The organism is Actinomyces sp. 2119 (assembly GCF_003591215.1).
In the GTDB taxonomy this organism is placed as follows: Bacteria; Actinomycetota; Actinomycetes; order Actinomycetales; family Actinomycetaceae; genus Actinomyces; species Actinomyces lilanjuaniae.
The window spans coordinates 274,326-289,423 of record NZ_QYRR01000001.1; the positions used below are offsets into that span (position 1 = coordinate 274,326).

A 15,098-nucleotide genomic window follows, 5' to 3' on the forward strand; every position below is an offset into this window, starting at 1 on the left:
AGGTCCCCGGCGGCACGCAGGAACTGTCCAGGTACGTGCCTGCGCGCGCAGGGGACCCAGGTGCGACAACATATGACGGTTATGACGCGAGGTGCGAGAGGAGTATGAAGAAAGTTCTCTGGATCGGTTGCGGGTCCAGAGAAGATACTATGGAACTGGGCTGTGATACTACTCAGTACCGCCGCCCAGGAGGCTGGGCGTGCCGCCGCGATGCCAGTGAGCGGCGTCTCCCACGTCCCCGATGGCGCCCTCGAAGGCGTCACGAAAGGCCGCCGCCAGCCGGAGGGGGTCATGGTGGAGGCGCGCCTCCCCGGTACGCACCTGCCGCAGGACCAGGGTCGCCCCTAAGGAGGAGGCCACACGGGCCAGGTCGTCGATGTCCTCCACGGTCGAGGGGTCGGCCAGGACCACGTCAGCCCTCACCTCAGGGGCATAGTCCGCCAGGACACGCAGGTGGTCGGCACTGGTCATACCGTCGGTCTCCCCGCGCTGGGCGGAGAGGTTGAGAACGATGACCTTGCTGGCACGCGTGCTGGCCAGGGCCTGGCGCATCGAGGGCAGAATGAGGTGGGGCAGCACGGAGGTATACCAGGAGCCCGGCCCCAGGACCACCCAGTCGGCCTCGTCGATCGCCGCCAGCGCAGCAGGGTGGGCGTCAGCGTCCTGGGGGACGATGGAGACGTTCTCCATGCGCCCACGCGCCGAGGCCACAGCCACCTGCCCGGAGACTCGTTCCCGCCGGTCCCCGTTGACGATGTCCGCCTCGATCACCAGCGGGGAGGACGACATGGGAACTACTCTGCCGTTGATGGACAGCAGCCTGCCCACCCACTCCAGGCCGCCCACGTCGTCCCCGAGAAGCTGCCACAGCGCCAGGATGAGAAGGTTGCCCAGCGCGTGGTTGTCCAGCTCGCCCTGACCATGAAAACGGTGTTGGAGGACGTCACGCCACGTCAGGCCCCACTCGGAGTCGTCACACATGGAGGCCAGGGCCATGCGCAGGTCTCCGGGAGGCAGGCAGTCGAACTCCTGGCGCAGGCGGCCCGACGAGCCTCCGTCGTCGGCCACGGTCACCACCGCCGTCAGCCGGTGGGTCAGGTGGCGCAGCGCCCTCAGCGTGGCCGACAGCCCGTGCCCGCCCCCCAGGGCCACGACACCGGGACCCTCCTCACCACGTCGGGGCCACCCAGCCGTGTCGATCGTCGTGCCCATGGCGCCCTCACTCCCGTCCCAGGTCCCTGTGCTGGACGACGACCTCGAAGCCAGCCTGTCGCAGCCTGGATCCTATGCGCTCGGCAGAGGCCACCGAGCGGTGCTTCCCGCCGGTACAGCCTACTGCGATAGTGACGTGCGGCTTGAGCTCGTCAACATAGTGCGGCAGCGCCGGGGCCAGGAGGTCCGCGTAGCCGTCAACGAAGGGAGCGGCGCCGTCCTGGGCGAAGACGTAGTCGGCCACGGCCGCGTCACGCCCGGTAAGGTGGCGCAGCTCAGAGACCCAGAACGGGTTGGGGATGAAGCGCACGTCCACCACGTGGTCGGCGTCCAGAGGGAGGCCGTACTTGAAGCCGAAGGACATGACGTGGACGCGCAGGGCCAGGTCGGACTCCCGGGCCACGAGCTCGCGTACCCGCCTGGCCAGCTCGTGGACAGAGTAGCGTGAGGTATCGATGACGATGTCAGCCATGCCCTTGAGCCCGGCCAGGAGGGTACGCTCGTGCTCGATCCCCTCCAGCACAGAAGCGGTGCCCTGGAGGGGATGGGGGCGGCGCGAGGACTCGAAGCGCCTGACCAGCGCCGCGTCCGAGGCGTCCAGGAATATCAGCCGCACCTCCGTTCCCGCCCCACGCACCTGGCGCAGGTACTCCATGAAGTGGGCGAAGAACTCCCGGCTGCGCACGTCGACCACGGCAGCCAGCCGGTGGACCCCGGCGCCCACGGTGGTCATCATCCCGGCCAGGGCGGGCAGCAGCTGGGGCGGGAGATTGTCCACCACGTACCAGTCCAGGTCCTCCAGGGCGTCGGCCGCCCGGGAGCGGCCGGCACCTGACATCCCGGTGACGATGATCATCTCGGGACGTTCCGCAGGAGGCACCGGGGGCGCGGCGTCGTCGATAGCGGGGATCTCCACAGGAACCGTGTCCCTCAGCGGGTCGCGAGCGGGCTCGGCAGGCTGTGGGTGCTCCTGTTCACGCATGGCTCAAGCATGGCACGCCGGAAGGGCGGCTGGAGGACAACCCTCCGGCCGCGCCCCGGGACAGGGCCGGGCCGTGGCCGCGCACACGGGTGTCCCGCAGTTCCGAGGCGAGACCACCACCGTGGGCAGACGTGGCCTCGCACGCGCGCAGCCTCCGACGAGGGGCGCGGGCAGGCACGGTTCCTGTCCGCGCCCCTCGTCGGAGGCTGCGGTGCGACCGGTCGTGGCGGCCGACGACGTCCTCAGCCACTCGCTGTCAGCGTGTCAGTCTCAGCCCGTCGGTCTTGGCCCGTCGGTCTCAGTCGGTCGGCGGCGTCAGGTCGGCCCCGTTGGAGGCAATGACCCCCTTGTACCAGCCGAAGGACTTCTTGCGGTAGCGCTCAAGGGTGCCCTGGCCGTCGTCGTCGCGGTCCACGTAGATGAACCCGTAGCGCTTGGACAGCTGGGCGGTGGAGGCAGACACGCAGTCGATGCACCCCCAGGAGGTGTAGCCCATGACCTCGACCCCGTCAGCGAGGGCCTCACGAACCTGCACCAGGTGGTCGTTCATGTAGTTGATGCGGTAGTCGTCCTCGACGGTGGGCTGGCCGTCCTCCCCGGTGACCAGTTCGTCACGCGCCCCCAGTCCGTTCTCCACGATGAACAAAGGCTTGCCCCAGCGGTCCCAGTAGTCGTTGAGGATCGTGCGCAGCCCCCGGGGGTCGATGGCCCAGCCCCACTGGGAGACCTCCAGGGTAGGGTTGGTGACCCCGCCCATGAGGTTGCCGCCGCCTGCCTGGCGGTCCTGGGTGACCGTCTCGCAGGAGGACATGTAGTAGGAGAAGGAGACGAAGTCGACCGTGTGCTCGGCCAGAGTGCGCCGGTCCTCCTCGGTGATATCCAGCTCGATCCCCTTGTCCGCCAACTTGCGCAGGAAGTAGCCCGGGTAGGCCCCGCGCACGTGGACGTCGCCGAAGGCGTAGTTGTCACGCTCGGCCTGCTTGGCCGCCCACACGTCGCGGGGATCGGGGGTCAGCGGGTAGAAGGGGATCGCCAGGATCATGCAGCCGACCTTCAGGTCGGGGTTCACCTCGTGGGCGATGCGGGTCACTGAGGCGGAGGCCACCAGCTCGTGGTGGATCGCCTGGTAGAGGTCCTGCTCGCTGAGCTGGTCCTTGGGGGTGTTGATACCCCCCGCCATAAACGGTTCGTGGAGGATGGCGTTGATCTCGTTGAAGGTCAGCCAGTACTTGACCCGGCTGCCGTAGCGCTCGAAGAGGGTCCGGGCGTAGCGCTCGAAGAACCCGATCACGCGCCGGTCGGCCCAGCCGTTGTAGGCCCTGGCCAGGTGCAGCGGCGTCTCGTAGTGGCTGATGGTGATCAGGGGCTCGATACCGTACTTCTCCAGCTCGTCGAGCACCCGGTCGTAGAAGGCCAGCCCCTCCTCGTTGGGCTCGGTCTCGTCCCCGCTGGGGAAGATCCTGGACCAGGCGACAGAGAAACGGAAGACCTTGAAGCCCATCTCCGCCAGGAGGGCAATGTCCTCCTTGTAGCGGTGGTAGAAGTCGATGCCCTCCAGCTTGAGGTTGTCCGGGGTGGGCCCCTCGGTGCGGGGCCCGACGATGCCCTGGGGCATGACGTCCTGGACGCTGAGCCCCTTGCCGTCAGCGTCGTAGGCGCCCTCATACTGGTTGGCCGCCAGAGCGCCACCCCACAGGAAGCCGTCGGGGAACCGGGACGCAGTGCCCCGTGCGCCTGTCACTGTGTGTACCGCGGTGTCTGTCATGGTGTCCGTTGCCTTTCTTCTCTGTCTGCCTGCGCTTTTACGCAGTCTCTAGTGTCTCTGGCTGTCTGTGGCTGTCTCCGCACTGATGACTGTGCAGTGGTCTCACCGGCTCACGATGACGACGGGGTCCCCGGCACTCACCTCCTCCCCGACGGCAGAGGCGGTAACCTCCTTGTGCGCGGCCGTGTTGGTCACGAGCAGGGCTGTGACGGTGGAGTAGCCAGCAGCCTCGACCTTAGTGAGGTCGACACGGACCAGCTCCTGGCCCGCAACCACCCGCTGCCCCTTGCTGACCGATGTGGTGAAACCCTCACCCTTCATGTTGACGGTGTCGATGCCGATGTGGACGAGGACCTCGACGCCGTCATCGGTCCTGATGCCCACGGCATGCCCGGTGTCGGTGGTCGCTACCACCTCGCCGGCCACAGGTGCCACGACGGAGCCGTCGGCGGGGACGATCCCCGCGCCCTTGCCCATGACGCCGGAGGAGAAGACCGGGTCGGGGACGTCCTCCAGGGCGATGACCCGGCCGGGCACGGGAGCGGTGACGATGACGTCGACGTCGCCGGTGGTCTCGGCGGCATCCACGTCCAGGGCGCGCGGCGCGGCGGTGCCAGGTGCCTCGTCCCCGGTACCCGGCGCGGTACCGGCCTGCCCCGCGTCGTCACGGACCCCGAAGAAGTAGGTCAGTACGAAGGCCATGACGACAGCCACGACGACGCCGACGAGGAACAGCGGGACGTTGGGAGTCGCATCCATCCAGGCCGGCAGGCCGATGATGGAGGGGAAGACGCCCGCGGAGGTGGTCCTGGCTCCGGCCAGCGCACCAATGGCCCCGCCCACGGCGCCGCCGGCGATGCCGAAGTAGAGGGGCAGCCTGCGGGGCAGGTTGATGCCGTAGATGACCGGCTCGGTGACTCCGGCGAGGAAGCCGGAGACCGCGGCGGGGCCGGCGAGCTCGCGGGTCTTGGCGTCCCTGGAGCGCAGCATGACTGCCAGGCCGGCGGCGGCCTGGGCCAGGACGGGGGCCACGAGCGGACCGGTCATGACGGAGTAGCCGTTGGTGGTGATCTCCTGGGTCATGAGGGGGACGAAGCCCCAGTGCAGGCCGAAGATGACGAAGACCTGCCACAGGCCTCCCATGATGGCCCCTCCCAGGAGCGGCACGGTGGCAAAGAGCCACTGCACACCCCCGGCGATGCCGTCGGCCAGGTAGGTGGTGGCCGGGCCGATGGTGAGCAGGGTCAGCGGCACCATGATGAGGACGGTGAGCCACGGTGTCATGAAGTTGCGGAAGGCGCTGGGGATATAGCGCATGAAGAGCCTCTCCAGGTGGCTCTGCACCCACACGGCCACGATGATGGGGATGACCGAGCTGGTGTAGCTCATCATGACCAGCGGGATGCCGAAGAAGTCATGGGGGCCGCCCGCCTCGTTGAGCGCGATGATGCTGGGGTAGACCAGTGCCCCGGCGATCGCCATGGAGGTGAACTGGTTGGCTTTGAAGTGCCGGGCGGCCGTCACCGCCAGGACCATGGGCAGGAAGTTCATGAAGGCGTCGGAGGCGGCGTAGAGCACCGTGTAGGTGTCGGTGTCCTCCGCCAGCCACCCCAGGGTGGTGAACATGGTGAGGAAGGCCTTGAACAGGCCTGTACCCGCCAGGGTCCACAGCATGGGCGAGATGATCCCTGACACCAGGGAGATGAAGGCGTCCAGAGGGTTCTTCCGCTCCGCGGGGGCGTCCTCCTCCTCACCCATGGGGCCCAGGATCTTCATGAGCTCGGCGTAGGCCTGCGGGACGTCGTTGCCGATGACGACCTGGTACTGGCCCCCGGCCTGGACGACGGTGACCACGCCGCCGGTGGCCTTGACGGCCTCGGTGTCGGCCTTGGACTCGTCCTTGAGGACAAAGCGCAGGCGGGTAGCGCAGTGGGCCAGGCTACGGACGTTGTCCTGACCTCCCACCTTGGTAAGCAGGTCCGGCGCAAGCGCCGCGTAGTCGGTTTTGGCCATCACGATCCTCCTTGATCACGTTGACACGCTCAGGGAACAAAAAAGACCCGAGGTCCCCGCGGCGCACACAGCACCCAGGTTCCTCAGGTCTTGCCCCGTATCGGGTCACAATCCATCGGACCGTCCCTCGGTCCAGGACCATGTTATCCACATTGGGACCGCCATCGACAGTCGCCTCATATTGGTATAGACCACAGTTCTATGCTAGTTCTCTGGTCCTGCTACGGACTCTTGGGACTCTGTGTGGTTCTGTCGAGCCAGAGCGGCGTCAGTCCAGGACTGCTTCCGAGGTGTGCGAGCCAGCGCGCCGCGCCTGGGAGGCCGCGCCCTCCAGGCGGGCCACGTGGATGGTCAGGTAGGCCGTCTCATCAGCGGAGACAGGGTTGGCCAGGCGCAGCTCCAGCAGCTCGCGTATGCGCAGGGCTATCTGGTAGGCCCGCGGCCTGGTCTCGCGTAGCACTCGGGCAACTGCGTGCGCAGTGCCGTCAGCCACCTGCTCACCGGTGCGTACACGGGTCAGGAAGTAGCGAAGGTGGGCTGCCAGCCGTGCGGCATCGATGGACTCCGGGTCGAAGTCCTGGCCGTAGGCACGTGTGAGGACGTCGAAGATCTGGGCGATAAGGCGGGACTGCTGCCAGGCCCGTTCTGCGGAGGGGCTGCCCACCACGGCGTTGAAGAGGTGCAGGGCCAGGGCCGTCGCCTCGCCAGCAGGCAGCTGGACCTCCTGGACCGCGTTAAGCTCGTCAATCATCCGCTCGGCTAGGCGCAGCTCCTCGGGGTGGAGGTGGGCGACCTCGGCCCGTAGGGGGTAGTCCATGACCAGGCCCTGCCGCACCCGCTCCATGGCCTGGTTGACGTGGTCCACCACGGCGAGGACCGTGGAGGAGGGGGTCGGCGCCCCCAGCTCGCGCGTGGCACGGGAGAGGGCCTCCTCGATGAGCGTGATCCGCTCCAGGGGGATGTCGGCAATGACCTCACCCACGGAGCCCGCGTTGCGCGCCGGGACGAAACGACGAGCCACCCGGCTGGCATCGACCTCCTGGCCGGGCCGGGCCTGGAAGCCGACACCCCGTCCGGTGACCACCGTCTCACGGCCCAGCTCGTCACGTGCCAGCACGACGTTGTTGTTGAACACCCGCAGGATCCTCACGAGCAGAGTCTGCCCACGGGGCTGGCCCAGCACAAGCCCTCTCAGCCCCCGGGACTGCTGTCCTCCTGTTCCCCCTGGTCCCGGGACCCAGCGGTGGTGCTGGCCGTGAGGTGGGCAAGAACAGCCTGGGCCAGGGTCGGCCCGATCCCCTTGACCTGGGCGAGGCGCTCGGGTGTGGCCTGGCGGATCTGTGCCACGGAGCCGAGCTCACGCAGCAGAGCGGCCTGACGCGTCGGCCCCAGCCCCGGGACATCATCCAGCACCGAGCGGGTCATCCCCGCCGAGCGCCTCCTGCGGTGGTGGGTGATAGCGAAGCGGTGGGACTCATCGCGCAGGTGCTGGAGGAGGTACAGGGCGGCCGAGCCGCGCGGCAGCACCAGGGGAAACTCCTCCCCCGGGACCCAGACCTCCTCCAGGCGCTTGGCCAGGCCGACCAGGGGCACGTCCACACCGAGCTCGTCGAGCACCGCCCGGGCGGCGCTGACCTGGGGGAGGCCTCCGTCAACCACCACCAGGCCAGGGAGGTAGCTGAACCGCCGTGCCCGGCCCGTGGCCGGGTCGACAGGACCGGAGACCACGGGGACCCCCTCCTCGTCGACAGGAGCAACCACCTGCCCGCCCTGACCGTCGGGGACCAGGACACTCGGGATGGGCTCCTCACCCCTGGCACCCTCGACACTGTCTCCTGGCTCCCTCTCTGAGCCTCTACCTCCGGCCACGTCGTGCCCGGTCCCGGGCTCAGCACCGCGCTCCGCAAGAAGCCGCCTGAAGCGCCTGGTCAGTACCTCACCCATGGCGGCCGTGTCGTCCGCGGCCCCCTCACCGTTACTACCGCGCACAGTGAAGCGCCGGTAGTCGGACTTGCGGGGGGCACCGTCCTCAAAGACCACCATGGAGCCCACCTGGTAGGTGCCCTGGGTGTGGGAGACGTCGTAGCACTCGATGCGCAGGGGCGCCTCAGGCAGGTCCAGGGCCTGAGCCAGCTCCTCCAGCGCCTGGGAGCGCTGGGTGAGGTCCCCCGCCCGCCTGGCCTTGTGCAGGCGCAGGGCCTCCTCGGCGTTCCTGCGCACGGTCTCCAGGAGGGAGGCCTTGTCACCACGGCGTGGGACTCGCAGGTCCACCCGACCTCCCCGCAGCTGAGAGAGCCACGCGGTCACTGCGCTGGCGCTGCCCGGCATGACCGGAACCAAGACCTCCCGGGGAACAGCCGTGGTCGCGGTGTGGGCGACGTCATCGACACTGGTGGCGGCAGCCTCACGGCGGCGCGAGGCGGACGACTGGAGGGGCGCGCGCAGCCTCGAGTCTTGCGACCTGGCACCCGTGAGACCCACGGAGGTTGTGAGCCCCGAGGCGGGTGGAGCCTCAGGGCCTCCGGTACCGCTACCAACGGTTTTCGTGTCTTCAGCGTCTTCAGGGGCTGCCGGGCTGCCGGGCTCCCCCAGGCGGTCGTCAGCGGGGTCCGGGAGCGCGGAGTAGACCTGCTGGAGGAGACGCTCCACCAACTCGGAGTCCTCGGGACTGTCTGCCAGGTCCACGACCCAGCCCCTCTGGCCGCGCACCCGCCCCCCGCGTACGTGAAAGACCTGGACAGCGGCCTCCAGCTCGTCACGCACCAGGGCGAAGACGTCGGCGTCGGTGGCGTCGGGCAGCACGACGGCGTTGGTCTCGATGACCTTGCGCAGAGCGGCGGCGTCGTCCCGCAGGCGGGCTGCCTTCTCGAAGTCCAGGGCCGCAGCAGCCGCCCTCATCTGGGAGTCGACCTCACGTAGGTAGGGGCCGGTGCGTCCGGCCATGAAGGAGCAGAAGTCCTCGGCAAGCGCGCGGTGGTCCTGCTCGCTGACACGCCCCACGCAGGGAGCTGAGCACTTGTCGATGTAGCCCAGCAGGCACGGACGCCCAGAGGCCTGGGCGCGGCGGAACACCCCCGCAGAACAGGAACGCACCGGGAAGACACGCAGCAGCTGGTCCACGGTCTCACGGATGGACCACACCGCCACGAAGGGGCCGAAGTAGCGAGTCCCGCGCCTGCGGGCACCGCGCATGACCTGGACCCGGGGGAAGGTCTCCTGCATGGTAACGGCCAGGTAGGGGTAGGACTTGTCGTCCTTGTACATGACGTTGAAACGCGGGTTGAACTCCTTGATCCAGGAGTACTCCAGGGCCAGGGACTCTACCTCGGTGGACACCACCGTCCACTCCACGGCGCAAGCGGTGGTGACCATCGTCTGGGTGCGCGGGTGGAGGGCGGCGATGTCCTGGAAGTAGCTGGACAGGCGGGCACGCAGGTTCTTTGCCTTGCCCACGTAGATGACCCGGCCCTGCCCGTCGAGGAACCGGTAGACGCCCGGAGACGTGGGGACCTCGCCCGGGGCGGGTCGGTACGTCGAGGGGTCGGCCATGGCTCAAGACTACGACGTGCCACACCGCCGAGGACCACAGGGCTAAGATCCTGAGGCAGGGAGGCGCCCGCCGCTGGGCGGGCCGGTCGGAAGTGGAGGAGACAGGCCGTGGACGTGCGCCAGCTGGAGCTCTTTCTGGCCGTGGTCGAGGAGCAGACCTTCACCCAGGCTGCGCGGAGGAGCTTTGTCAGCCAGTCCGGTCTGTCGTCCTCCATCAGGGCGCTGGAGCGCGAGCTGGGCGCGACCTTGTTCGCCCGCAGCGCCTCCGGTGCCACCTTGACCGCTGCGGGCGAGGCCTTCCTCCCCCGCGCTCGCAGGATGCTTGCTGATGCCACTGCCGCCAAGCGTGAGCTGATGGGCCTAGGCTCGTCCCGCTCCCTGCGCCTGGGCTCTGAGCAGTGCCTGGGAGACCTGGTCAACCTGGCCGACGTCCTGACTGCCTTCGCCCCGCAGCAGGAGGGTATCGAGGTCTTCTTCCAGCAGGCTCCCTCAGACAGTCTCCTGCGCGACCTGCGCTCAGGCAGGCTTGACGCCGCCCTGATCGCCGGGCCTCCTGGTGAGTCCGGTGCCAGACTCATCCAGGACCTGGAGGTGACCGTCCTGCGGCAGGAGCCGTTTGTGCTTCTGGTCCCCCGAAGCCACCCCCTCGCCTCCGAGAGCTCGGTCGCGCTCGCGGCGCTGCGCCCCGAACGCCTTGTCGACTTCGCCCCGTCGTGGCCGGCCCGCAGCATCCTGGACCAGGCCCTGAGCGAGGCTGGTGTGTCCCGGCGCGCGACGGTGGAGGTGACGGACGTCCACATGCTGCTGTCACTCGTGGAGTACGGGTTCGGGGTCGCCGTCGTGCCCCAGTCCTTCTCCGCCAAGCCTGAGGCAGCCTCGTTGGTAGCGCTGCCGCTGACTGGCACCAGGCCCTGCTGGGAGACGGCCCTCGCCCTCAGCCCCCAGGCTGGGACCGCTGCAAGGGCCTTCGCCTCCATGTTTCTGGTTGACGTCCCCGGTTGATGTTCCTGGTCGGTGCTGCTGACACAGCCGACGCCGCTGGCACAGCGGGCGTCAACGGCCCGGTGGCAGCGGCACCGCAGCCCACAGAAGCCCTCAAGAGCCCTCAAGGTCTCACCGCCGCTGGAGGATACCAATGCCCCCGCCACCTGCGAGCCCTGCCAACGAAATCTTCCCTGGCCCCAGAAGAGTCTGCTGTTGGCTCCCCGGCAGTTACGGTCCGTAGCCTGGCAACCATGAGCTCTCATGCCTCCAACCCCGTTATGTACGCCCAGCAGCTGGATGCCCCTGCACCGATCGAACAGGCACCGTTGCGCTGGCGCCAGGCGCCCACCCCTCAGCCTGGGCCTGGCCAGCTCCTCATCAAGGTGGCTGCCTGCGGCGTGTGCCGCTCCAACCTCCACATGATCGAGGGTGACTGGGTGGGTAACGGTGTCCCCGCGCTCAGCCCTATCGTCCCCGGGCACGAGGTCACCGGCTACGTCGCCGAGCTCGGTACCGGTGTCGAGGGGTTCAGGCTCGGGGACAGGGTGGGGGTCCAGCCGCTGTGGTCCACCTGCGAGGAGTGTGAGTTCTGCACCACCGGCCGCGAGCAGCTGTGCCACGAGCGCAGAATTACTGGAGAGCACGTTGACGGAGGCTATGGCGAGCTCATGGTCGCCACCGCCCGGCACACCTACCATCTACCTGACACCCTGGACATAGTGGAGGCCGCACCCTTGTTCTGCCCCGGCATCACTGCCTTCGGCGCGGTGGACAAGCTCGACCTCGGCCCGGGTGACCGGGTTGCCGTCTTCGGCCCGGGCGGTGTGGGGCACATGGCGGTACAGTTCGCAGTCCTCACCGGTGCCGAGGTCACGGTTGTCGGGCGTAGCCCAGAGCACCTGGCCGTGGCCCGCGAGCTGGGTGCCACCCACACGGTTGAGGCCACCGACCCGCAAGCTCTTGCCCAGGTCGAGGACACCGCTGACGCGGTCCTTCTCTTTGCCCCTGCGGAGGCAGTCACTGCCCAGGCGCTGCGCACCCTGAAGTGGGGAGGCACGCTCGTCAGCGCGGTCCCACTCACGCTGCGCGGCTACCCGTTCGACCGCGCCCAGACACTGCGCACCTCCCTGCTGGGCAACCGGGCACAGATGGAGAACGTGCTGAGCCTTGCGGCTCAGGGCAAGGTACGCACCGTCGTCGAGCGCTTCGCCATGTCCCAGGCGCCACGGGCACTGGAGCTGCTCAAGGCTGGGCAGCTGCGCTCCCGAGCAGTCCTGGAGGCCGCTGGCTGAGCCAGCGGGCGGGACCGGTTCCCTGTGTCTCTAAACCCACCCGAGCGGGGCACCCCGGTCCCGGCGGGGCGCTGTCGGCCGACAGGACCCGGCACCAACAATCACATGTCGGCAACACCTTATGATACGCTACGTAGCGAGGCTTATAGGCCTTTCTGCAGTCGGCTCACGGGAACTAACATGGACAGCCAGACAATACACGAGACAATATACGACCGCTTTGCCAGGCAGGTTGCCTCACAGCCAGACGCGTCGGCTATCATCACCCGGAAGAGGAACGTAACCTACGCCGAGCTCGACCGCATGGCGACCTCGATCGCAGCCATGCTGCCGAAGGACCCGCGCTTTGTTGGCATTGTCATGGACCACGGCCCGGCCATGATCGCGGCTATGCTCGCGGCGCTGAAGACGGGAGCAGCCTACGTCCCAGCAGAGCCCTCCTTCCCTGTAGAGCGCATCCACTTCATGCTCACCGAGGCGGATGTGGATGTCGTGGTGACCCAGCAGGAGTACGACAGCCTGTTTCGCCAGGCAGAACGTGTCTACGTCGAGCCGGCCTACTCCGGCACGTCGGCTCCAGCGCACACCACGAGCAGCGGCACCGCGGAGGACCTGGCCTACGTGCTGTACACCTCGGGCACCACGGGTGAGCCCAAGGGCGTGTGCGTGGAGAACCGTAACGTACTGGGTTACGTCAAGGCGTTTGAGAACGAGATGAGGATCGGGCCGGGTGACGTGATGCTGCAGTACTCGGTCTGCTCCTTCGACATCTTCGTCGAGGAGGTGTTCTGCTCACTACTCACCGGTGCCACGCTCGCCATCCCGTCCTCCGCCGAGCACGACGACCTCCAGGCGTTGCTCGACTTTGTTGACGAGATGGGCGTGACCATCGTTGACGGTTTCCCCTACCTTATCGCCGACATCAACGCCTCCGGGAGGACGCCAAAGAGCGTGCGGCTCTACGTCAGCGGCGGAGATGTGCTCAGGGCGGGCTACTGCGACCAGCTTGTCAGGAGCGCCGAGGTCTACAACACCTATGGTCCCTCGGAGACAACCTGCTGCGCCACGTACTACTGCGCCAGCGCCGGGCAGCCACGTGAGGACGACACCTACCCGATCGGCAAGGCCGTCCTGGGCTACCGTGTGCAGCTCCTTGACGACCTCCTGCGACCTGTCCCCCCGGGTCAGACAGGCGAGATATGCATTACGGGCGCAGGCGTGGCTCGCGGATACCTCACGGACCGCCCGGAGACGGGTAACTTCGTCGAGCAGGAAGACGGCTCACGTCTATACCGCACCGGAGACCTGGGTGTCGAACTGAAGGACGGCCAGATTGCCTTCCTGCACCGCAAGGATTCGCAGGTCATGATCAAGGGGCAGCGGGTCGAGTGCGAGGAGGTGGAGAACGTGCTGTCGGCCGACGAGGCGGTCAACCGCGCGGTAGTACGTGCTCACATCGACGAGAACAGGCTCTCCTACCTGGTCGCCTACCTGACGCCGAGGCACCAGGACCAGGGCATCGTGCTCTCCCAGCTGCGCAAGCGCCTCGCGCGTCGGCTCGCCTCGTTCATGGTTCCCGAGTTCTTTGTCGTCATGAGCGAGATTCCCTTGAACAGCAACGGCAAACCCGACGACGCCGCGCTGCCGGTAGTGCTGAAAGAAGGGTGATGGCGGGGCGGAGGCCGTGAAGATACCGTAAGACAGGCACCATGACACCACTACGAACAGGCGCTATGAGGTATGAGGATTGAGGTGGAGCAGGTCGGGCTCGCTCGCATTGACGAGCTGATAGCATGGCGTGTCGAGGTGCTTCGCGAGGTCTTTGGTAACGCCTTCGACGCAGACGTCTCCGCCCTTGAGCGCGCCAACCGGGCCTATTACGAGCAGGAGCTGGCAGCCGGAAGGCACGTCGCCTGCCTGGCCAGACTGGACGGCGAGCCGGTCGGGTGCGGCGGTCTCTGCCTGCACAGGGAGATGCCCTCGCCTGATAACCCGAGCGGCCTGTGCGCCTACCTGATGAACGTGTACACGCGTCCGGCGTTCCAAGGCCACGGAGTAGGGGCCGCGGTCGTCAGCTGGCTAGTCCGTCAGGCACGTGCGCGGGACGCAGGCAAGGTGTACCTTGAGGCCTCCGACGCGGGCAGACGGCTCTACGAGCACGCCGGCTTCACCGATATGCCCAGTATGATGCACCTGACGCAGGGTGGCGACCTGCAGGGCAGCCCCTGCGAGTAATCACGTCAACCTGCAACCAGAGCCTGAGGACTGTGAGGACACTGTCATGGAGCGTGACATGAAGTATGTGAGACCGGATCTCGCAGTCTGCTACGAGGGCACGGTCGGCAGGACCGGCCCGGTCATCTACGTCATTGACATGAGCGGGCGCCCGTTCGAGATCGATGACCTGTGCGCGGGCCTCGCCGCCACTGTCGTGGCGATCCCGGTCGAGGAGTGGGATGACAGCCTCACCCCCTGGCCTGCACCGGGCCTGTACCCGGGAGACCCCGACTTTGCCGGGGACGCGGACAGGACCCTCAAGGAGCTTCTTGACATGGCCCTTCCCGTTGTGGACGACCACTTTGGGCTGGTTCCTTCCCAGCGCGCCATCTGCGGCTACTCGCTGGCCGGGCTGTTCGCGATGTACGCCTTCGTGCACTCGGACACTTTTGCGGCGGCAGGCTGCCTGTCGGCCTCGGTGTGGTACGAGGGGTGGCTCGACCACCTGCGCTCGCTGCCGCTGGAGCTCTCGGGAAAGTTCGCCTTCCTGTCCATCGGCAGCCAGGAGCGTGAAGCCCCTGAGAAGATCCTGCACCGCGTGCAGGACAACATGGAGGCCTGTGCGGGGATCCTGCACCAGGCCGGCTGCGAGACCCGCTTCGAGGTGGGACCCGGCAACCACATGCAGTACGCCAGGGAGCGATTCATCGCTGGCCTGGGCGCCATCGACGCGTTTTATAGTAGTAAGGTGGCACAGCAATCTCCTGCTGGAAAGACAAGGCAACATCATAGGTAGTAGTACGGCCGGAAGAACACTGCGCGGACAACTGTGTGCCAGCACCGCTGTCTAGCACAGTCTCTGCTGCCCGCCCTCTATCACCCCCACAGTACTCTGCTAAGGCCCAATTCGGGCTCGCGACAGCCTCTATCAGAGTCCCGCTAGTCTCCCCACTATAACCCGACACCTGATATCTATTTTACGAGTGACCAACATCAGTCACAATCGAGTTTTTCATCGAAAAATATCACCCCCAGGCGACGCATAGCACCCAGCAGACTAGAACTCCGACTTAATAGCGACACC

Annotated in this window: 11 protein-coding genes; 5 read left to right on the plus strand and 6 right to left on the minus strand. The window is 67.2% G+C overall.

Annotation, left to right across the window (positions count from 1 at the left end):
- Window positions 1-168: 168 nt before the first annotated feature.
- The 6 genes from yvcK to uvrC form a co-directional block, all read right to left on the minus strand.
- Window positions 169-1,212, minus strand: coding sequence for a uridine diphosphate-N-acetylglucosamine-binding protein YvcK (gene yvcK / locus D4740_RS01100; protein ID WP_119835087.1), 1,044 nt, complete (start codon window positions 1,210-1,212; stop codon window positions 169-171).
- 7 nt (window positions 1,213-1,219) lie between these two features.
- The gene (rapZ, locus tag D4740_RS01105) at window positions 1,220-2,194 is read right to left on the minus strand and encodes an RNase adapter RapZ (protein ID WP_119835088.1); all 975 of its coding nucleotides are present in this window, start codon (window positions 2,192-2,194) and stop codon (window positions 1,220-1,222) included.
- A gap of 298 nt (window positions 2,195-2,492) precedes the next feature.
- Window positions 2,493-3,959: a family 1 glycosylhydrolase gene (locus D4740_RS01110; protein ID WP_119835089.1), complete on the minus strand. Its 1,467-nt coding sequence runs from the start codon at window positions 3,957-3,959 to the stop codon at window positions 2,493-2,495.
- A 102-nt stretch (window positions 3,960-4,061) separates the two neighbouring features.
- Window positions 4,062-5,972 carry a beta-glucoside-specific PTS transporter subunit IIABC gene (locus D4740_RS01115; protein WP_119835090.1) on the minus strand — a complete coding sequence of 637 codons (1,911 nt, stop codon included), beginning with the start codon at window positions 5,970-5,972 and terminating at the stop codon, window positions 4,062-4,064.
- A 268-nt stretch (window positions 5,973-6,240) separates the two neighbouring features.
- Window positions 6,241-7,122, minus strand: coding sequence for a PRD domain-containing protein (locus tag D4740_RS01120; protein ID WP_119835248.1), 882 nt, complete (start codon window positions 7,120-7,122; stop codon window positions 6,241-6,243).
- Window positions 7,123-7,163: 41 nt separating this feature from the next.
- The gene (gene uvrC, locus D4740_RS01125) at window positions 7,164-9,521 is read right to left on the minus strand and encodes an excinuclease ABC subunit UvrC (protein ID WP_119835091.1); all 2,358 of its coding nucleotides are present in this window, start codon (window positions 9,519-9,521) and stop codon (window positions 7,164-7,166) included.
- A 108-nt stretch (window positions 9,522-9,629) separates the two neighbouring features.
- Here uvrC and D4740_RS01130 point away from each other — a divergent pair, with 108 nt between their 5' ends.
- The 5 genes from D4740_RS01130 to D4740_RS01150 all read left to right on the plus strand — a co-directional run bounded on the left by D4740_RS01130 (window position 9,630) and on the right by D4740_RS01150 (window position 14,810).
- On the plus strand, window positions 9,630-10,523 hold the full coding sequence (locus D4740_RS01130; RefSeq protein ID WP_119835092.1) for a LysR family transcriptional regulator: 894 nt from the start codon (window positions 9,630-9,632) through the stop codon (window positions 10,521-10,523).
- A gap of 233 nt (window positions 10,524-10,756) precedes the next feature.
- Window positions 10,757-11,797 carry an alcohol dehydrogenase catalytic domain-containing protein gene (locus D4740_RS01135; RefSeq protein ID WP_162933865.1) on the plus strand — a complete coding sequence of 347 codons (1,041 nt, stop codon included), beginning with the start codon at window positions 10,757-10,759 and terminating at the stop codon, window positions 11,795-11,797.
- 180 nt (window positions 11,798-11,977) lie between these two features.
- Window positions 11,978-13,465, plus strand: coding sequence for an amino acid adenylation domain-containing protein (locus tag D4740_RS01140; RefSeq protein WP_119835094.1), 1,488 nt, complete (start codon window positions 11,978-11,980; stop codon window positions 13,463-13,465).
- A 72-nt stretch (window positions 13,466-13,537) separates the two neighbouring features.
- A complete protein-coding gene (locus tag D4740_RS01145) occupies window positions 13,538-14,032 on the plus strand; it encodes a GNAT family N-acetyltransferase (protein WP_119835095.1) in 495 nt (164 codons plus the stop codon).
- A 58-nt stretch (window positions 14,033-14,090) separates the two neighbouring features.
- Entirely contained in the window at window positions 14,091-14,810 is a 720-nt protein-coding gene (locus tag D4740_RS01150) for an alpha/beta hydrolase-fold protein (RefSeq protein WP_119835249.1), read from the plus strand.
- Window positions 14,811-15,098: the final 288 nt, after the last annotated feature.